This window comes from Methylocapsa acidiphila B2 (assembly GCF_000427445.1).
GTDB classification, from domain to species: Bacteria; Pseudomonadota; Alphaproteobacteria; order Rhizobiales; family Beijerinckiaceae; genus Methylocapsa; species Methylocapsa acidiphila.
The window spans coordinates 2,902,738-2,921,664 of sequence record NZ_KE386496.1 but is presented as its reverse complement, the minus strand read 5'-3'; the positions used below and the strand labels follow the sequence as shown (position 1 = coordinate 2,921,664).

The window sequence follows — 18,927 nt, the reverse complement described above, 5'->3', positions numbered from 1 at the left end:
TCAAACTCCTGCGGGTCTTGAAAAACGAAGGCCTAAAGTGCGTCGAGATCACGTTCGCCGGTGCGAATCCGCACCGCTTGATCGAGCGAGGCGACGAAAATCTTGCCGTCGCCGATTTGGCCGGTCCGCGCCGCCGCAGTGATCGCCTCGATCGCCTGATTGACGAACTCCGGCGCCAAGGCGACTTCGACCTTCAGTTTAGGCAGAAAGCTAACCGCATATTCCGCGCCCCGGTAGATTTCCGTGTGGCCTTTCTGGCGGCCGTAGCCTTTGACTTCAGTGACAGTCATTCCATGAACGCCCAGATTTGTCAGGGCGTCACGGACCTCGTCCAACTTGAACGGCTTTATAATCGCAATGACGATCTTCATGTCGATTTTCCTGGTTGCGTGTACCCGAGAGCCGTTGAACTGCCGGGAAACCGGCTCGCCGCCGAAGAGCTTGACATGCGAGAGGCGCGCCATGCTCACATCCTTGCTAGCAAGCGATGGGCCTCCTCGCAATCGATGAGCACAGGCTTTTTTGGCTTTTTACTCAAACCGGAGGTTGTTGGACCTCCCCGAGCGGCGATGCGGCGGCCGTGCCGCAAGCCATTTGGCGCACGGAGGAGTTGCGCGCCGTCTCGAATTAAGAACGCCAACTATTTCCTTTCCACATCGTTTCGCGCGCTCGGTGGCGAGATTGGGTTGCCAAGACGCGAAATCCGGCTTTTCGCGGAAATCGTGGTCTATTTTCAGGAGCGGATCACGTTTCATGTTTCTGGACAGAAGCATCGTGACCGGCATGGAGTCCGCTCGAACGCGCCGAAGCTATGCGAGGCCGCTCTTTGACTAAAGGCGGCGCCGTTGAAATTGCCGCCCGCTTCCCTTAGCCAGCCAAGTTGGCGTCGAATTAGGCATAATCGCGCAGCTACTTTCGGCGCGCCAAGATTCTCGAGCCTTTCCGCGGCCCCTATCTCTGCGGATGCGCGCCGCGGATCAGCCCTTCTTGGACCACCGAGGCGACGAGACGACCGTCGTGAGCGTAGATCAGCCCCCGCGTAAAACCGCGGGCCCCTCCGGTATTCGGGCTGTCCTGCGCGTAGAGGAGCCATTCGTCGGCGCGAAACGGCCGATGAAACCAGAGCGCGTGATCGAGGCTCGCGATCTGGATGTCCGTATCGAACACAGTGCGGCCATGCGCGATCAGCGCGGTGTCGAGCAGAGTCATGTCGGAAAGATAGGCGAGCACGGCGCGATGGATCGCCGGATCGTCGGGGAGCCTCCCCGTCGCACGCAACCAGACCATTTGCTCCGGCGCCCCGGCCGCGTGCCGAACGTAGCGGGCGAGGTCGACAGGACGGGCCTCGATCGGGCGCTCCTGCGCGAACCAGCGCCGAATAGGCTCCGGCATGAGGGCGCCGAAGCGCTCCAGCATGTCGGCTTCGCTCGGCAAGGCCTCGGGTTCGGGAACGGCCGGCATGGGGACCGCATGCTCGAAGCCTTGCTCCTCAATTTGAAACGAGGCGGAGAGCGAAAAGATCGCCCGGCCATGCTGGATCGCGTTGCAGCGACGGGTGGCGAAACTCTTGCCGTCGCGCAATCGGTCGACCTCATAGACGATGGGCGCGGAGGGATCGCCGGGCAGAAGAAAATAGGCGTGCAGCGAATGCGGCGCGCGGCCTTCGACCGTGCGGGCCGAGGCGACGAGCGCCTGAGCGATCACGAGGCCGCCGAAGACGCGCTGCCAGCCGACCTGGGGGCTGCGCCCGCGAAAGATGTTTTCCTCGATCTTTTCGAGATCGAGAATGCTCAGAAGATCGGAGACGGCGCGGGACATGGCGGGACGGGGTTGCGCTACGGAGCCCTGACGTGGCCGACGCGAAGCGGCGCGTCAAGTCGCCTATTTCGCGCAAGGCTCGCCAGTCGAGAGTCGAACTCACCAAATGAAGGGAAGGAGGCGGAAACGAACGTGGCGGGCGTAGGCCTCATAGCCGAACAAGGCGCGATGGAGTTCGCGATCTTCCAGAATGGTGCGGACGACCAGGGCGCCGATCATCGGGATCGTCATGACGAGGCCGACCCAGGAGCCGAGCATCAAGGCGATCGAGGGGAGGAAAAGGAGCGCGGCGGCGTAAAGCGGATGCCGGACATAGGAATAGGGGCCGGTCGAGATCAGCCTGTGGCCGCGTTCGGTTTGGATTCGCACGACGCTGGCGGCGAAAGGGTTCGCCTGGAAGGCACGAAAGCTGATCCACATGGCGATGGCGACGCCATCCGCGCCGATCCAGGGAAGCCAATCCGGCATGACCGACCAGCGGAAGCGGACGGCGTCGAGTCCCATCACGGGGAACCAGATGATGAAGAGAGAGAGGAAGGTTGCGAGAAAGATCTTGTCCCAACGCGGCTGGTCGGGCTGGAACGGCAATTTAAGCCTTTCGTCGAGCAGGTCCGGATGATCCTGCGCGATCTTTTGCGTCGCCAGTATGGCTGCGCCGAAGAACAGAATGAGGAAATACCAGGCGGCGCGCCAGGCCAGCGTTCCCGCGCCGCCGAACAGGAGCGCGGCGAGAATGACGAACTCCGCCCCGATCGCAATCCATACCTTGGTTTTCACGGGACGCTCCCTCCGCCGTCGCCGCGAAGGCGAAGGACTACTTCAAGTCCTTCGAGACATCGCGCACAGGCTGTTTCGAATCCATCTTGATATATCTGATCTTGCCCTTGGCCGCCGCGACGGCGGTCCCAAGATCGACGCTGCGAATCGACTGATCGTTGAAGGTCTTGAAATACCATTTCAAATTTTTCAAGTCGGCCGCGCTGGTCCATAGCGTATAATCGGCATGCTTGAGGCCGTCATGCGCGTCGCGCACGGCGCCGTAGGGAATGTCGAAATTGTTCAGGATATGGAAGACCTGAAGAACCGCCTCGGGCGCGGTTTGCGGCTGTGGCGCCGCCTGGGAGAAGGCGACCGCGCGCGCGAGGCGGGAGGGCGGTGTGAAATCCCCCGGAAGGCCGCGCATGCCGCTGCCTTGACCGAACTGTGCGAGCTTGAGGCCCGACAAATCCACCGGCGGAACATTGGTGGCGGTCAAATTAATGTAATTGCGAAGATTGGTCATATGCCAATCAAAGGTCGGCGCATTGGTCAAGACCCCAAGCGGATTGTCGTAGATCTTGAGCCCATGATCGGCCGGCTCGATGACCACGGACTTGCCGCTGCGGTCATGGATGACGAAATGGACCGGCGGCGCCTCCTTGATCGCATCGACGACGACGGGAACAACGACGACCTTTTCGAAATTCGCCTTGACCTCGTCCACGCTGGCGAAATTGCCGAGAAGCCATGTGCCATATTCGTAAGGGGCGAGGGCGCGCGCAGCGTTCTCCTTGGTCGTCTCGGCGAAGGAGCCATAGCCCGGAAAGTAGAAGAGCCCGACATAAAGACCCTGATCGTTGATCCCATCGATAATGTCGGGCAACCCGGCCCCATTGGCGCCGACCGCGCCAAATTTGGTCGTATAGGCGATCCCTTTGCCGCCGTCGGGCGTCGAGCCCGTGATCGCCGTTCCCTTCGGGATGATGATGACGTCCGATTCGAGATCGACGCCGAATTCCAAGGTGCGGCCGGGCGCGACTCCGCCGTCCTTGGCGACGAGGCGTATGCCGGTGCAGGCTTGAGCCGGCGAGGCGAAAGCCAGAGCCGCGGCCAAGACCGCCTTGGCGAATGTTTGGATCATCATTTCCTCCCGGTCGAATGAGCGGTTTCGTCTTGTGAGGCGGCCTGACGAGTCGAATCGAGTCCGTTAACGCGTCTCACGGCCGCGGCTCAGAATGAACCGACATCATTCGGCGTCAAGGAAATATGATTTTTCATCATACGAAACAAAAAACGCCGCGACTAAGACATCGCGGCGTAAATCTGGGCGTAGGCTTGAAAGGATGCGGGGACGCCTCAGTCCTCGAGAGGACGCGCCTCGTCGGGCAACATGATCGGGATGCCGTCGCGGATCGGATAGGCGAGCCGCGCCGCGCGCGAGATCAATTCCTGCTTTTGCGCATCATATTCGAGCGTCGTCTTGGTGCGGGGGCAAACGAGGATCTCGAGCAGCCGCGGGTCGATCCGCGACGGTTCGGGCGCCGTCTTGCCGCTGGTCTTTTGGGTTCTGTCCACCATCGCCTTCTCCCTCATGGTCGTGGTTGTCGTTCATTGTTTGGAATTGCGGTTTGGAAGCGCCCGCGCGCATTTTGATAGGCTATTGCAAAGGCGAAGCTGCGCCTTTCCCGCGCGCGAGTTCAAACTCGGTGATCGCGACGAGAACATCGGCGCGGCGCTTCAGGTCGCCCGCTTCGAGAAGCGCCTGCTTTTCCCGCGTCCCAAAAGGGCTCATCATCGAAAGCGCGTTCACAAGCGCTTCATTGGGCGCCTCGTGAATGCTGCTCCAGTCGATTTGAAGATTATTCGTCTCGGCGAATTCCCGCAAGGCGCGCAGCACCCCGTCACGGTCGACGAGATCCTCCCCCGCACGAGGACTGAAATCGACCAGGAAAGGACTGAAATCGGCGCGGGCCTGGCGATAGGGCGTGCCGGCCTCGATCTCTTCGACGAGCTGGAAACGCGCTACGCCGGTCAAGGTGATGAGATAACGTCCGTCGCCGCTTTCGGCGAATTGGGTGAGGCGGCCGGCGCAGCCGACCGGAAACAGCGCCGGCCCTACGGAAGACTCGGTCGCCGTAGGATCCGGCTGGATCATGCCGATAATCCGCTCCCCCTTGATCACATTCTCGATCATGGCGAGATAGCGCGGCTCGAAAATATTGAGCGGCAGCTGGCCGCGCGGCAGCAGCAGCGCCTTGGCGAGCGGAAAAATCGGGAACGCGGAGGGCAATTCGTCCGGCCCGGCATAGGGGTGGTTCATCGTCATGGTCTGCTCCTCGCCCCCGGACGCGCCCCGGCCTGAACAGGCTCGCGACCGCCGCGAGCAATCACGCCCCCACTTCCCTTATGTCACGGTCGAAGCGCATCGCCTTCTCGCGGCGCCCGCGCTTCAAGCAAAATCCATTGTCGTGATTTCGAGAGGCTGGCAAGTAAAATATGTCTGGCCGACGCTGGCCTGAACCGATCGGCGCGCTCGGCGCGGCCGCACGGCGGCCAAAGCGAGACGCCAAACGAAGCTAAAGGCCGAGGAGAATTCGCGCCACTTCGTCGGGATGGGTGATCATCGCCTCATGCGGCGCTAAAAGCTCGACCCAGTCCCAGCCGGCGGCGGCTCGCACGCGGGCCTGCGACGGCGCCATGTAAGGATGTGGAGGGCTCCCGCAATAGACATAGGTGCGCGGAAGATCGTTCCCGGTCGGGCCGCGCAGCATAAGCGGGCGCGTATAGGCGCCGAGCGGATGAGCGGTCAGCCGCCGCGCCACCCAATCATACTCAGGGGTCCCTTTCGCGAGGCCAAAGGCGGCCGGCAGAATGGCGGGCGCCGGGACCGCGACGCCGCCATTCGCTTCTTGAGCGCTGGTGATGCGCCGCTCGGCCTCCCCGGCCGGAAGGGTCGAAAAGGCGCTCTCGCCGCTCTCCGGCACGATGGCGTCGAGATAGACGAGATGGGCGATGCGCTCGGGGATTCGGTCGGCGACTCCGGTGATCGGGACGCCGCCAAAACTATGCCCGACAAGCACGGCCCCAGTCAGCTCCTCCGCCACGAAGACCTCGACGAGATCTTGCACGAAAGTATCGATCGAAATGTTCTTGTTCAGGAGATGGACGCGATCGCCCATTCCCGTATAGCTCGGCGCAAAGACCCGGCGCCCGGCGGCCTCCAGCCGATCGGCGACGCGCCGCCAGCACCAGCCGCCATGCCAGGATCCATGCGCCAGCACGAAAGGCTTGGCGAACTCGTCTCGCTCTCCGTTCATCTCGCCCGCTGTTCCTGCGCCTGTTCGGAACAAGATCATAGCCGCGGCCCGCGACGCGGCAAGCTCGGCGGCCTATTCTTCGATCCGCCCGGAATTCAAATGAATCCGCCGATCGGCCAAGTGAAAATGCCGATCGTCATGAGTGATGACGACGACCGTCTTTCCGCGCGCCCTGAGTTCCGGCAAAAGCTCTTCATAAAAAATATCGCGAAAGGGCGGGTCTTGCTCGGCCGCCCATTCGTCAAAAAGATAAAAGGGCCGATCTTCGAGATAGGCCGCGATCAACGCCAGGCGCTTGCGCTGTCCTCGAGACAGATCGATCGTCGAGAACCGTCCATCGTCAATGCGCACCTTCTCGGCAAGGCGCATGCGCGCGAGCAACGCCGCCGCGCGCGCCGCCGTCTCCGGCGCGCGATCCCAGGGCAACCAATCCGATATGAAGGCGTCGGCGAAGACGGCGGCGAAATGTTGCCGATAATGATCGCGGTTCGCCTCCGTGACGACCATGCCGCCGAGCCGCAACGAGCCCTCGTCCGGCGGATAAAGCCCGAGGATGAGCAGCGCCAGCGTCGTCTTTCCGGCGCCATTGCCGCCGGTGACGAAGAGGAGCTCGCCCGGCTCGATCCGCAGATCGAGAGGCCCAAGAAGAAAGCCGCTTTCTCCGTCGTCGGCCGGGCTCCTATGCGCGACTCCGGCGAGCTCGAGCCTTGTCGGGCTGGTTGCGATCGCCCCGAGCCTTTCGCCTTCCACGCGCGGCTCCGGGCCGACGGCGAGGCCGAGCTCCTCGATATTGCGCAACGCAACGGCGGCCTTGCCGAAAACAGGCGTGGCGTTCAGGAGCACGGAAATAGGGCGCATCGCAAACAGCACGACGAAGGCGAATCCGGCGACCTTCTCGCGGCTCGCGCCTTCGAGGCTCGGCAGAACGAACACGATAAGCCCGATCAGGAGGAAGAACGCCAGTTTGCCCCAATAGTCCGACGCAACGGTCAGAATTCTGCCTCTGACAATCCGCGTCTTGATGGCGTCAGCGGCGGCGTTCAAATCATTCAGGAATGCGCGCCGGCGCGGCGCGCTCATGTTCAATTCCTTGCTGCCGTCGGTCAGGCCGCGGAAATGGCCGAACAAGGCGTCGGTCGCCTCGCGCGCCTTCTGGTGCCAATGGTAGGAGCGAATCTGCAAAATGTACGCGCCGAGGCCGCCAACCAGCAAGAACGCCAGAAACAGGAGCAGGAACGACCACGAAAGCCAACCCATGTAGACAAAGGCGCCGATGAGCGTAGCGGCCTCGATCAAAAGCGGCGGCGCCGATTCGAGAAGCGCCGCGAGATGGCCGACGTCCTCAGTCAATGTCGCGGTGAGTCGATGCGGCCCAATAGATTGCAACTGGCGGTAGGGCGCGGAGAGAATGTGGCGCGCCAACCGCAACCGCAAATCGCACAGATTATCCTGCGCCAATCGCACGATCAGAATTTCCGAAATGCCGCCGGCGGCGGTGACGAAGAGGCAAAGACTGAAATAAGGCAGGGCGGACGCCGTCCCATCGTGCGGGGCTTGGCCCAAGGCTCCCCCGATCAAGGTCACGAGCGCGGCGACGCCTGCTCCCGCCGAAAGGCCCGTGGCGGCCGACGCCAGCAGCAGGCGACGCGAATGCGCGAGCAAGCCTAGGAAAGAAAGCGACGAAACGCTTGCCGGGGGCGGCCTCGGCTCAGCGCGGCGCCGTCTTGCGAAATGTCTGCGCATTTCAAGACAATCTCCTTCTAGAGAGCCGTGACCCGCATGGGCAAGCCGCGCCGCGGCTGAAGGGTCACGAGCGCTTGCGGCGCAACCCTCGCCTCCGGCACAAGCTCCAATCGGAAGCCTTGAAGGATTGTCGCGAGCAGAAGAACAGCCTCCATCGTGGCGTAGGATTTCCCGATGCATTGACGCTCGCCGCCGCTAAACGGGAAATAGGCGTATTTCTCCGACGGCTCGTTCGTCTTCTCGGACCAGCGATCCGGATCAAATTTTTCCGGCTGCGCGAAATAGCGCGGATCGCGATGAGTCACCCAGGGGCTGATCAAGACCGTGGCGCCGGCGGGCAACCGATATGGACCGACCTCGAACGCGTCCACTCCGACGCGAGGGCCGAGCAGCCAAACCGGCGGATAGAGGCGCAAGGTCTCCTTGATCACCATGTCTGCATATCGAAGCTTGCGCACGTCTGCGGCGCTGGGCGGCCGGCCGCCCAGGACGGCGTGCAGCTCGTCCAAAAGCCGGGCTTCGACGTCGGGATTTTGCGAAATGAGATAGAGAGCCCATGTGAGGGTCAAGGCGGTCGTCTCATAGCCGGCGACGAACACGGTCATCGCCTGATAGCGCCAATTATTCTCGCCGACCGCGCCGCCTTTGTCCTCGTGAGCGGCGAGCAGCAGCGACAGAAAATCGTCATGCTGCTCGTTGCGGCGCTGGCGAATGAGCTCGTTCAGGAATGCCTCGATCTGGCGGATCGCTTTTCGCAGCCGGAGTTGATGCGGCGTCGGAACAAAGCTGGGAAAATGGATGGGATCGACCATCTGGCTGACGATCTGAGCGATGACGACCCGAAACGATTCCGCCAGTGTTTCAGCGTCAGCCGAGGCCTCGGCGCCGAACAAGGTCTTGGCGATGATCGCCACGGACAAATGCGTCATATCCGCGTGAATGTCACGGGCCTCGCCATGCTTCCACGTCGCAAGCATATCCACCGTCAAAGCGACCATGTGCGCGGCGTAAGACTCGATGCGTTCGGCATGAAACGCCGGCTGAATGTCCCGGCGTTCTCGATGGTCCGGATGTGCGAGCTCGCGGTCCGGAAGCCAGGCCTCGCCATCGGACGGAAAGTTTCTCACCCAGGTCATGAGATCGGGCGCACGGCGCGCAGCGCGCGGCCTTGCTTGCGTCCCGCCGGCGGTCTTGACGAAATTGCCGGCGTTCGTGACCAGAATGCTCTCGATATATTTCGCGTTATTGACGAGATAGGCGGGCTGGCCTCCGAGACGAAGGCGCGCGACGTCTCCATAGGCGGCGGCGCAATTGGCGAGGAAGCCGAGAGGGTCGCGCTTGAGCTCCAGCAAATTGCCGAGAAACGGAAGGCCTTTGGGACCGGGCGGCGTCCGGTTTGCTCGCGGCTTCGCGACGTCGTCCATTTGAGGATTTCCTTCAGCTCTGGCGCGATCTCAAAAGCGATCGCGGCGCTCCCCCGATCGTGGCGGCGCACGACCATAACACCGCCAGATCATTCGCTCGCAAGCTCCATCCGAACAGCGTCCCGGCCTGTGGGTTTTCCCACAGGGACCGCTTCCGGATCGCGTCATGACTATCGGCATGGAAAGGGCGTGAACAGCCCTCGCGACAGCCACGGAGCGCTCAGATGATCTCGAAACAGAACCTCGCCAACGCCATCGTCGCCGCCCTTTTCGTCGCGGCCTTCGTTCCTCCAACAGCCTCGGCGCACGAAGCGAATGGGCGCCTGCATTTTCATCCTTCGACTTTTATCGAGGCGCAAACCGCCTCGGTCGGCCAGACCCCCTCCACGGAAACCGTGGATCGCGCCGCATGCGTCGTCCGTCATGTTTCGACCCCCCAAGGCGAGCGCTTGCTTCAAGCCTGCGATTGAGCCATTCCAATCCCGCATGCACGTAAAATGGCGCGCGACGGATCTCCGGCGGGTGAGGCTCGCGCGCCGGCGCCTTTGAGCTCTTGGAGGCGCGCCAATGCGGATCGCATTCTACTCGGACATTTTCTATCCGGAGATTAGCGGAATTGCGGATTCGATCATCGCGACCGGGCGCGAGCTAGCGCAGCGCGGACATGATATAGGTTATTTCGTTTCCGAATATTCCAAGAAGGATTACAAGCTCGCCGGATCCTCGCATTCGAGCGAATCCGCACCCCCCGACGTTGATTGGGATTTCACCGCGCATCGCCTACCCGCCGTAGGAGCGCCTGGATCTCCCACCGGCCAATGGCGCCTGGTCGCTCCCTTCGGCGCGAGCCTGCCGCACCTACGAAAATTCAAGCCCGACATCATTCACACGCAGACTCCATTCGGGGCCGGATTCGAAGCCCTGTTGGCAAGTTCTGTCCTCGATGTTCCTCTGATCGGAACCAATCATACGCCAATCGAGGAATTCGTGGGTTACGTCCCCCTTCTCGGTCGAAGGCTTTCGAAGGTCGCGGGACGATATAGCGCCTGGTATTATAATCGATGCGCCTATGTGACAGCGCCGAACGACCGGCTCATCGAAGACATGCGGCGGATGCGTTTCGTCCGGCCGGCGCGGGCGGTCGCTAACCCCGTGCGGCTCGGAGCCTTCAAGCCGGCCTGCGCCGAACGCAAGCGCGAAATCAGGAAGGCGCTCGGCTTATCCGGACCGGTCGTGATGTATGCCGGCCGGCTCGCGGCCGAAAAGCACGTCGACGTCGTCTTGCGCGCCATCGCCCGGCTGCCGCCGCAGGTGCCGGCGACGCTCATTGCGACTGGCCATGGGCAAGCAGAAAAAAGCTTGCGCGCGCTTGCGATCGACCTAAAACTCGGCGCGCGCGCACAATTCACCGGTTTCGTCAGCTTGGAGCGGCTCGCCGAATTTTATCAGGCGGCGGATGTCTTCGTCATGATGAGCACGGCCGAGACCCAATCGCTCGCGCTCATGCAGGCGTTCGCCAGCGGCTTGCCCGCAGTCGTCGCGCGGGCCCAAGGCTTGCCGGAACATGTTTCCGCCGCCTGCTGCTTTCTCGTCGAGCCAGGCGATGAAACAGCGCTCGCCGAGCGCCTGGGGCAATTGCTCGCCGACGAAAAGCTCCGCGTCAGCATGGGCGCCTCAGCGGTGGAGTTCGCGAGGCGATACGCTCCGGCGCTCATCGCGGAACAATGGGAGCACATCTATCGGCGCCACGCTACGGAACATTGTTGAAATCGGCCTTCGCCCGCCTACTCGGGGCGCGATAGAAACTCCAGGCTATACATGCGTTCGTTGAACAGAATGTTGAAGGTGACGGCCGCGTAGACAACCGCGAAGAACCATGCGCCGATGGCCTGATTCGCGACCGCCGCGAGGATGATCGAATAGGCGGCGAGAGCCATTCCGCCGATCTCATATTTGATCTTGCGCCGCATGAGGGCTCGAAGATGGGCTCGCCCGAGAGAGGGCGCATATTCGAGTGTCGCGACGCCAAATAGACAAAGCGCGAGGAACAGGAACCGAAAGCCGTCGCCCAAGGCCAAGGCAAGAGCAAAATAGATCGCCACGAGCGCGATGTCAGTCACCACCTGCCAGGAATCTTGCGGGATAAGATGGGAAAAATAGCGCACGGAGAAATAGGTGTGCAGCACCAGAACGCCGTAAAAAATCAAATCGGGTAGAAGCTCCGGCGTGCTCGGCGCGCGAAGCAACAATGCGAACACGCCCATGAGCGAAAAGCCGAGGCCAGCGGCGAGGGCGCGGATCATCGGCATGGCGACTTCGCGGGCGTCTGAGGCCTGACGTCGAGATGAGTCGTCGAGAACGGCTGGCCGAACACGGCCGGCCAAAGGAAATTGACGGCATATAAAAAACAGGTGCGTAGGACGCCCTCCTTGTGGAACCGCCGGGCCGACGTATGGATAAAAAAACGCATGCGAAACAATGTCTTGCCCGTCCTCGCCAGGCGCCGCGCAAGCTCGGTGTCCTCTCCATAGAAATCAATCGCCGTATTGAATCCGCCGATCGTCTCCAACGCAGATCTTCGCACGGCGAAATGGGCCCCGTAGACCATATAGCCAGCGCACCAATAGGCGGGCGGGGCGGCGATCCACCAACCCAGCCCGAGCAGGAAGCGCTCCCATGGGCTCGCATCGAAATAGCGCGCTGAGCCGCTCAGAGAGACAACATCCCCCCGCGCCTCGAATATCTCCTCGACGGAGTCCAGCCAGCCCGGCGGCAGGCGCGTGTCGGCGTCAATATAGGCGAGGATGTCTCCTCCGGCGTTTTCAAAGCCGCATTGGCGCGCGTAGGTGAGGCCTTTGCGCGGCTCGGAAACAACACGGACGCCTTGAAACGCGCGTGCGATCGCGGGCGTTTGGTCGGTCGAGGCATTGTCGACGACGATGATCTCCTTGAACCGGCCGTGCGAGTTCTCAATCGCGGCGGAGAGACAGGCGGCAATCTGCGATTCCTCGTTCCTGGCGCAAATGATGAGGGAAACGTCAACCATCTCGACAAGGCTCCTCACTGAATTCTAGAGCGGGATGGGGACAAGTGGAAACCGGTAGTCCGTTCGCATGCCGTGCTGAACCGTAGGAATCGATCACGTGGGCGGCAATTTCACTCGGAAGGACGATGCGAGAGCGGCTCGCCGTCCCGCGAGGCCGGCGGAGGCGCGGGCGTCCCGGCGATTTCTCCGTCGCTGATCTCGACGATCTTGTCAAAAAAACTGATCGCGCGCACATCATGGGTGACGACGCAGACCGTGACCCCCTCATCACGCGCGAGTCCGCTCAGCAATCCCATGACCTGTCCGCGCCGATCGCTGTCCAAGGCCGCCGTCGGCTCGTCGGCGAGCAAGAGGGTCGGCCGATTCGCGATCGCGCGCGCCAGAGCGACGCGTTGCTGCTCGCCTCCGGAGAGCGTCTGAGGATAGGCGTCCAATCTATGCGCCAAACCCAGTTCCTCGAGCAATTCGCAGGCGCGCCGGCGCGCATCGGAGCCGCCGCGGCCGACGGCGGCGCTCGCCACCTGGACATTTTCCGCGGCGGTCAGAAAGGGCAGAAGATTCGCTTTTTGAAAAACGAACCCAATATGCCGACCGCGCAATTTTCTCAGCTCGCCGCTGCGGGTCCTGGGATCGGCGACTTTTCTGCCGAGAAACCAAATTTCGCCCTGCGTCGGGGGTTCCACAAGCCCTGCGAGCATGAGGAAAGTCGTCTTGCCCGACCCGCTCGGACCGATGATGCCGAGAAGCTCCCCCGTCGCGATCTCGACCGAAGCATCGCGCAGAGCGAGCACGCGCCGTTCCCCGGAGCCGTAGAACTTGCTCACGCCGCGAAGGGAAAGTGCGGTCTCCGTCACGACAGGATCTCTCGGGCGCGCACGCTCAGCGCCTTTCGGATTGAAAACGTGCAGGCGAAGGCGCAGACCACCAAAAGCGCAAGGCCGGCGAGCAAAGCGTCCGATGGCTCGAGGATGACCGCGCGCGGGAAAAGATCGAAGGTCGCGAGGCTGATCGCGACCGCCAGGCCATAAGAGATCGAACCCAGAATCAGGCCATATTGCAGGATCCAAAGCGAGATGAAGGCGTCGCTCGCTCCTATGAGCTTCAACAGTGAGATTGCGTGAAGCTTTTCGAGAACAATGGTGAAGATCGTCAGCGATACGATCGCGCCGGAAATGGCGTACATCAGGCCGACGAAGAGCAGAATTTGCAGCCGGAGCCGCCGCAATCGCCCTTGAATGACGAGGTCGATCTGCTCGGCTCTCGTGATCATGGTCACATCGCCCCAACTCGCGACTTTCTCGCGGATCAGATCGACCGGAGCGCCCGGCTCGAGGGTCAAGATGACGGCCATGATCGGCCGCGAACCGGCCGCGAAAGCGGACGCGGCCGTCTGGTTCCGGCTCGACGCGCGGGCGAGCAAGATCGCCTCGCTCGGCGCGACGTTCAGAATGCTTTGCGCGTCGGGCAGGGACACGAAGATCAAGCCGTCGCCGGCCATGTCCACCTGGCCCCGCGTGACTCCCACAACGGTGTAATCGTCGCGGCCGATCCTAATCCGCTCGCCGAGCGCGAGCCCTGTCGATTTGTCGACGATCATCTCGAAATGCGGCGATTCCAGATAGCGCCCCGCCGCAAGCGGCATTCGATCGCCTTTGTCCTTGGGGAAGTCGAGCGCAAAAATGGAAAGACGCTGCTTATGGCTGCCGAAGGAAACTGGAAAGCTGAAGGATAGGAAGCGGCGCGCCTCCTTAACCCCGAACAAGCCTTCCGCGCGACGATCCAAGAGGCTCGACACATGCGATTCGTCATTGAACGGACCGTCTCGGCCGCCTTGCACGAGCCAGGCGTCGGCGCCGACGCCGGCGGCCATGACCAGCGATTCATGAACAATGCCTCGGTAGAGGCCGTTCATCGCGAGGGACATGGTCAAAATGGCGGTTAGGCCCACGACCGCAAGGACGAAGCGGGCGAAGTTGAAGCGTATGTCCTTCCAAGCGAGGATCATGACGTCGACCTACGTTCCCGAAGCGCCGCCGATCTCGCCGCCGCCTCGCGGATCACGGGTTCGCCGGCTGCGCGGCGAGGGCCACGCGCTCAAATTCATATCGGCCTTCCGGCTCGACGATAATGTCGTTCGCCTTCAGGCCCGAGACGATCTCGACGAAACCGCCGATCGAATAGCCGATTGCGACGGTTCCCCAATGGGCTCGCCCGTCTTTGTAGAACCAGAATCCGCCACGTCCGTCGCGCCGAGCCAAAAAACTGATCGGGGCGAGCATGGATCGCGAATCATGCGCGACCTCGACCAAAACATTCGCGCGTTGGCCGAGCGCCCAGTTTTTTGGGAGCGCCGCGACCGAAATATCCGCGGCGAACTCACGGGTCTCCTGATCCACGATTCTATGCAGCTCGACGACGCGTCCGTCGCGAAACGCCGAGGGCTCCGAAATAAATCGAACCTTCGCCGATTGGCCGGTCTCCATCTGTCCCATGACCGATTCGTCAAAACGGGCCGAAACGACGATCGATTTTGGATCGACGATCTCCATGATCTTCTGGCCCGGCCTGACGAGATCCCCGACGCTCGGCTCGCGCGACACCACGACCCCCGCGATCGGGGATTTCGGGGCGGCGTTCGCGTATCTCGCCTCCATAACCTGGCGCAAGGCGAACGACGACTTGGCTTGCGCCAAGGCTCGGTTGATGCTCGTCGCTGCGCGCTCGAGTTCCGCCTTGCCTTGCTGGAACGCGGCCTCCGCGGCGCTCAGGTCGCTTTGCGAGGCGATGCCCCGCGCCGCGAGGCTGCGGCGACGCTGAAGGTCTTCCGCCGCTTTCTCGACGACAGAGTCGATCCGGGTTTTTTCGCTTCTGGCTTCAGCGACATGTTCTTCAGCGGCGGCGGCGTCCGCACGCAAGGAGACGAGCTGGCTGGCAATCTCTTCGGCGTCAATGGTTGCGAGAAGGTCGCCCGGCTTGACGCTGTCGTTGCGGGCGACTTGAAGGCCGGTGAGCCTCCCCTCGAGCTGCGCCGAGATGACGACGCGATTTGTTGCGTCGAGAAGGCCTGGCCCGGCAACCTCAAATGCGGCGTCGGGCGTTATGCGATAGAATTGAACGGCCTCGACATGGGTATAGTCGCCATAAACCTTGAACGCCGCACCGAGGAGCGCCGCCGCCGCGACGGCAAAAAAGATCCGTCGCCGCCACCGCGGCGCGGGTCGAGCCTCCTGCGCCAGACTGCTCTCTCGCGGCGCCTTGTTCATTGGCCCAAACGGTTCTTTGTCCCAGGTGACATGGAGCGATTCGTCCCCTTTTAGGGAAGCAAGCGCGTGCGTCCAATATGATCTGGCGCCACGTTCAAGGACAAGCCCTCGTCTTCGCCGATCAGCTGCTTGTCCTTGCGGCAAGAAGAATTTTCACTCTATTCCTACAGCATGGCTGTAGACGTCGCAAATTTCGTCTTGGTCATGCTCTACGTCGGGCCGCGACGCCAACGCCAGGATTATGACGCGCGGTCTCAGAAGCAGATATGACCGTCTTCGTCGACTTCACCCATCTTCATCGACCCATCACCGGCCTCGAGCGCATCGCTCTCGAGCTTTTCTCGCGCAGCGCGCTCGCTCCGCTCGAAACGATCCATGTCACGGCCGCGTCAATCGCCGGGATGGCGTCGAAGCAATGGCTCGGCCTGCCCTGGACAGCTCTGACGAATCCCGGGAGCGTGGTCCTGTGCCCCGGTTTTCCGCCTTCGATCGCGCTGCAAATGGCCTGTCGCCGCGTCATTCCCTATGTTCACGACCTCTTCGCAATCGAACGGCCGCAGATTCTCGATCGAGCCGCCCTCTTTTATACTCGACCGAGTCTCGCCCGCCTGCTCCGCAAGCAGGAGGTCTTTCTCGCGAATTCGGAAAAAACCCGCGCCGAATTGATGACGCGAGCGCAAAAGCCGGCCCGGGTCGAATTATACCGTCCGCGGATTCGAAATATTTTTGATCTGCATCCAGGGCCGTCCCCGCCGCCGCGACCAATCCTTCGCTTCGTCGCGCTCGGCACGGTCGAGCCACGGAAAAATTATCTCTATGCGGCCGATGTCATCGAGGCGCTGAACGCGCGCGGCCAGCCAGCCGAGCTTTTGATCATCGGCCAGGCCGGCTGGGGGCGCGATCGCCAGGCCCTGTCAGGTAGACGTCAGGTCAAGCTATGCGGCTATCTGACCGATTCGGAGATTCGCCAAGCGGTCCAGGAGAGCGATGCTCTGATCTCCACCGCGCTCGACGAAGGGCTCGGCCTGCCGCTTCTCGAGCTCCAATATGCCGGGCTGCCGACGGTCGCGGTCGATATTCCGATTTTCCGAGAGACTCTTCGCCGTTGGGCCGTTTACGTTCCGCCAGACGACGCATGCGCCGCCGCCGACGCGATCCTCCAAAACTTCGGGTCGGACGGTTGGCGCGCGGCCGGCCGCATCGCGGCCAATCGCATTCTCGAGGCCTATAATCGGGCCGCTGATCAAGACCGGGAAACGGTCATCGCGCTCATCCAGGATTTGGAGCGCGCCTAAAGCAAATCAGGCCGATAGAATTTCCAACAGGCGCTCAGGAGTTCGGATCTTACTGGGCCTTTATTGGCTTGGCGTCGGGCATGGGGCTTGGCAGAGCCTCTCTCCGCCTGTCGGCGACGAACCGATCCAAAGGCAGAAGCTCTGTGCCGCGCACGAGGGCGATGAATTTGCCAGGGTCCCCAGACGCCGCGAAAATCCCGTCGGGCTCGATCGCGATCCAATCCGGCCCGGACGCCATATAGGTCGCGAGATTGCGGCCGTCAGCCAAGTCCCAGAGCTTCAATGTATTGTCGCCGGCGCCCGAAAGCGCCCGTCGGCCATCCGGCGAGAAAGCAACCGAGAGGACGGGTTCGCCATGTCCTTCCATGGTTTTGATCAGTCGGCCGCTCTCCAGATCCCAAAGATTCACTTTATTGTCGCCCCCGCCTGAAAGCGCCGTCCGTCCGTCTGGAGAAAAGGCGACGGAAAACACAGTGTTCGTATGGCCCTCCAACGTGCGGATCAGCCGACCGTTCGCGACGTCCCAGTACCTCAACTTAGCGTCGTCGCTCCCGGATAGCGCGGAACGGCCGTCGGGCGAGAGCGCGACGGCCTCGACCAGGCCCGCGTTCTCGAATGTCCGGGTCGCCTGACCTGCGGCGACGTCCCAAAGCCTCAAGGTCGTATCATCGCTCCCAGAGAGCAGCTTTCGTCCATCGGCTGAGAAGGCGACGGAATAAACGAGGCCGGTATGGCCTTTGAACGTCCGAATGAGCCGGCCGTCGGCGAGATCCCACAGCTTCAGAGTCTTGTCGAGGCTCGCCGAGGCCGCGTTGCGCCGATCGGGCGAGAAGGCGACGGACAGCACCGGCTCGGCATGGCCCTCGAAGCTCCGCAGCAGGGCGCCATTCGTCAGGCTCCAGAGCTTCGCGGTCTTGTCGCCGCTCCCAGAAAGCGCCGTGCGGCCGTCCGATGCGACGGCGACCGCGTCCACGACGGATTGATGCCCCCACATGCTCCGCAGCAGGCGGCCCGTCCCGAGGTCCCAAAGCCTGAGCGCATGATCGCCGCCGCCCGAAAGCGCCGAACGCCCATCGGGGGAAAAGGCGACGGCGTTCACCATGCCGGCGCCCTCGAACTTGCGAACCAAATCGTCGCTTGCTGCGTCCCAGAGCCGTAAGGTGTTGTCGTCGTTGCCGGCGAGTATCGAGCGGCCGTCGGGCGCGAAGGCGATCGAAAGCACAGGGTCCGCCTGGCCCCCGTAAGTTCGAATCAACTCTTCGTTCGCCATATCCCAAAGCTTCAGCTCGTTGTCCTGCCCTCCAGACGCAGCAAACCGGCCGTCCGCCGAAAAGGCGACGGCCGTGACCGGAGCGGCGTGACCCGCCAAGCTCTTGATCAGACGGCCGCTGGCGACATCCCAAAGATTCGCCGTCTTATCGGCGCTTCCCGACAGGATCGTCTGCCCGTTCGGCGCGAAAGCGATCGAAGACACCCCCCCATCATGGCCCGAGAAGGTTTTGAGGCGCTCGCCGCTCGAAAGGTCCCAGAGCTTCAGGGTTTTGTCCGCGCCGCCCGAGGCCGCCATGCGGCCATCCGGCGAGAAGGCGACCCCCTCGACGAGGTCCGAATCGTCAAAGGTCCGGATCAGATCCCCGCTGGCGACGTCCCAAAGCTTCAGCGTCTTGTCCCAGCTTCCCGAGAGCGCCCACCGCCCGTCCGGCGAAAAAGCTACAGCGCGCACATAGCCCGCGTGGCCCTCGAACGTCCGGATCAGATCCCCGCTGGCGACATCCCAAAGCTTCAGCGTCTTGTCCCAACTTCCCGAAAGCGCCGTCCGGCCGTCCGGCGAAAAAGCGACCGACCAAACATAATCGGCGTGGCCGGCGAAGGTGCGGATCAAGCGGGCGCTGGCGACGTCCCAAAGCTTCAAGGTGCGATCCCGGCTTCCCGACAGCGCCATGCGGCCGTCTGGCGAGAAAGCCGTTGATTGAACGGACCCGCCATGCCCGATTTGAAGAACGACGGCGGCGCCTTCCGAAAGCGGTCCGCTCTTCGCCGCTTCTTGCGCCACCGCCCCGCCGGCCAAACCGGCCGCGAGGCAGATCAGGAAAATGAACCAGGCCGGCATGCGCCCTCCACCAACTTCCTGGCCGATCCAAACCGTTCAGTCTCGCGCCGAGGCGAGACTGAAGGGGCTTCGGCTGAGCCACACGACAGAGCCTAGCACAGCTTCGCGCATGCGCTCGAAGCCACTTTTCCGAGGCGCGCCCGCATGCCATC

18 protein-coding genes are annotated in these 18,927 nt (G+C 62.4%); 3 read left to right on the top strand and 15 right to left on the bottom strand.

Annotated elements, in window-relative coordinates; translation table 11 throughout:
• Window positions 1-32 precede the first annotated feature (32 nt).
• The 9 genes from METAC_RS0116295 to METAC_RS0116240 all read right to left on the bottom strand — a co-directional run bounded on the left by METAC_RS0116295 (window position 33) and on the right by METAC_RS0116240 (window position 9,061).
• Window positions 33-371 (bottom strand): P-II family nitrogen regulator, encoded by a 339-nt coding sequence (locus METAC_RS0116295; protein ID WP_026607866.1) that lies wholly within the window; start codon window positions 369-371, stop codon window positions 33-35.
• Window positions 372-951: 580 nt separating this feature from the next.
• Window positions 952-1,818: an acyl-CoA thioesterase II gene (gene tesB / locus METAC_RS0116280; RefSeq protein ID WP_026607865.1), complete on the bottom strand. Its 867-nt coding sequence runs from the start codon at window positions 1,816-1,818 to the stop codon at window positions 952-954.
• 99 nt (window positions 1,819-1,917) lie between these two features.
• Complete coding sequence (locus METAC_RS0116275) at window positions 1,918-2,595, bottom strand: methyltransferase family protein (RefSeq protein ID WP_026607864.1); 678 nt, start codon at window positions 2,593-2,595, stop codon at window positions 1,918-1,920.
• 37 nt (window positions 2,596-2,632) lie between these two features.
• Window positions 2,633-3,721, bottom strand: coding sequence for a choloylglycine hydrolase family protein (locus METAC_RS0116270; protein ID WP_198017237.1), 1,089 nt, complete (start codon window positions 3,719-3,721; stop codon window positions 2,633-2,635).
• Window positions 3,722-3,933: 212 nt separating this feature from the next.
• On the bottom strand, window positions 3,934-4,155 hold the full coding sequence (locus tag METAC_RS0116265; protein ID WP_026607862.1) for a Trm112 family protein: 222 nt from the start codon (window positions 4,153-4,155) through the stop codon (window positions 3,934-3,936).
• A gap of 79 nt (window positions 4,156-4,234) precedes the next feature.
• Complete coding sequence (locus METAC_RS0116260; protein WP_026607861.1) at window positions 4,235-4,903, bottom strand: LON peptidase substrate-binding domain-containing protein; 669 nt, start codon at window positions 4,901-4,903, stop codon at window positions 4,235-4,237.
• A 250-nt stretch (window positions 4,904-5,153) separates the two neighbouring features.
• Window positions 5,154-5,894 carry an alpha/beta fold hydrolase gene (locus METAC_RS0116250; RefSeq protein WP_026607859.1) on the bottom strand — a complete coding sequence of 247 codons (741 nt, stop codon included), beginning with the start codon at window positions 5,892-5,894 and terminating at the stop codon, window positions 5,154-5,156.
• Between the two features lie 72 nt (window positions 5,895-5,966).
• The gene (locus METAC_RS0116245; RefSeq protein WP_198017236.1) at window positions 5,967-7,637 is read right to left on the bottom strand and encodes a cyclic peptide export ABC transporter; all 1,671 of its coding nucleotides are present in this window, start codon (window positions 7,635-7,637) and stop codon (window positions 5,967-5,969) included.
• 17 nt (window positions 7,638-7,654) lie between these two features.
• The gene (locus METAC_RS0116240) at window positions 7,655-9,061 is read right to left on the bottom strand and encodes a cytochrome P450 (RefSeq protein ID WP_026607857.1); all 1,407 of its coding nucleotides are present in this window, start codon (window positions 9,059-9,061) and stop codon (window positions 7,655-7,657) included.
• A gap of 224 nt (window positions 9,062-9,285) precedes the next feature.
• On the opposite strand from METAC_RS0116240, the gene METAC_RS0116235 reads away from it, so the two are divergent.
• Both METAC_RS0116235 and METAC_RS25310 read left to right on the top strand, forming a co-directional pair.
• Window positions 9,286-9,531, top strand: a complete 246-nt coding sequence (locus tag METAC_RS0116235; RefSeq protein WP_026607856.1) for a hypothetical protein — start codon at window positions 9,286-9,288, stop codon at window positions 9,529-9,531.
• A gap of 97 nt (window positions 9,532-9,628) precedes the next feature.
• Window positions 9,629-10,828, top strand: coding sequence for a glycosyltransferase (locus tag METAC_RS25310; protein WP_051335633.1), 1,200 nt, complete (start codon window positions 9,629-9,631; stop codon window positions 10,826-10,828).
• A 17-nt stretch (window positions 10,829-10,845) separates the two neighbouring features.
• Here the strand turns inward: METAC_RS25310 and METAC_RS0116225 are convergent, their stop codons facing one another.
• The 5 genes from METAC_RS0116225 to METAC_RS0116205 all read right to left on the bottom strand — a co-directional run bounded on the left by METAC_RS0116225 (window position 10,846) and on the right by METAC_RS0116205 (window position 15,370).
• Window positions 10,846-11,370: a hypothetical protein gene (locus METAC_RS0116225; protein WP_026607855.1), complete on the bottom strand. Its 525-nt coding sequence runs from the start codon at window positions 11,368-11,370 to the stop codon at window positions 10,846-10,848.
• Complete coding sequence (locus METAC_RS0116220) at window positions 11,361-12,107, bottom strand: glycosyltransferase (protein WP_036255668.1); 747 nt, start codon at window positions 12,105-12,107, stop codon at window positions 11,361-11,363. The genes METAC_RS0116225 and METAC_RS0116220 overlap by 10 nt, the downstream gene beginning before the upstream one ends.
• Window positions 12,108-12,217: 110 nt before the next feature.
• The gene (locus METAC_RS24070; protein ID WP_051335632.1) at window positions 12,218-12,961 is read right to left on the bottom strand and encodes an ABC transporter ATP-binding protein; all 744 of its coding nucleotides are present in this window, start codon (window positions 12,959-12,961) and stop codon (window positions 12,218-12,220) included.
• Window positions 12,958-14,112: an ABC transporter permease gene (locus METAC_RS0116210; RefSeq protein WP_026607853.1), complete on the bottom strand. Its 1,155-nt coding sequence runs from the start codon at window positions 14,110-14,112 to the stop codon at window positions 12,958-12,960. Before METAC_RS0116210 ends, METAC_RS24070 begins: the two co-directional genes overlap by 4 nt.
• Before the next feature lie 52 nt (window positions 14,113-14,164).
• On the bottom strand, window positions 14,165-15,370 hold the full coding sequence (locus METAC_RS0116205) for an efflux RND transporter periplasmic adaptor subunit (RefSeq protein ID WP_026607852.1): 1,206 nt from the start codon (window positions 15,368-15,370) through the stop codon (window positions 14,165-14,167).
• Between the two features lie 266 nt (window positions 15,371-15,636).
• Between METAC_RS0116205 and METAC_RS24065 the strand changes: the two genes are divergently transcribed.
• Window positions 15,637-16,665: a glycosyltransferase gene (locus METAC_RS24065; RefSeq protein WP_036256682.1), complete on the top strand. Its 1,029-nt coding sequence runs from the start codon at window positions 15,637-15,639 to the stop codon at window positions 16,663-16,665.
• Between the two features lie 49 nt (window positions 16,666-16,714).
• Here the strand turns inward: METAC_RS24065 and METAC_RS24060 are convergent, their stop codons facing one another.
• Window positions 16,715-18,775 carry a WD40 repeat domain-containing protein gene (locus METAC_RS24060; RefSeq protein WP_051335631.1) on the bottom strand — a complete coding sequence of 687 codons (2,061 nt, stop codon included), beginning with the start codon at window positions 18,773-18,775 and terminating at the stop codon, window positions 16,715-16,717.
• Window positions 18,776-18,927: the final 152 nt, after the last annotated feature.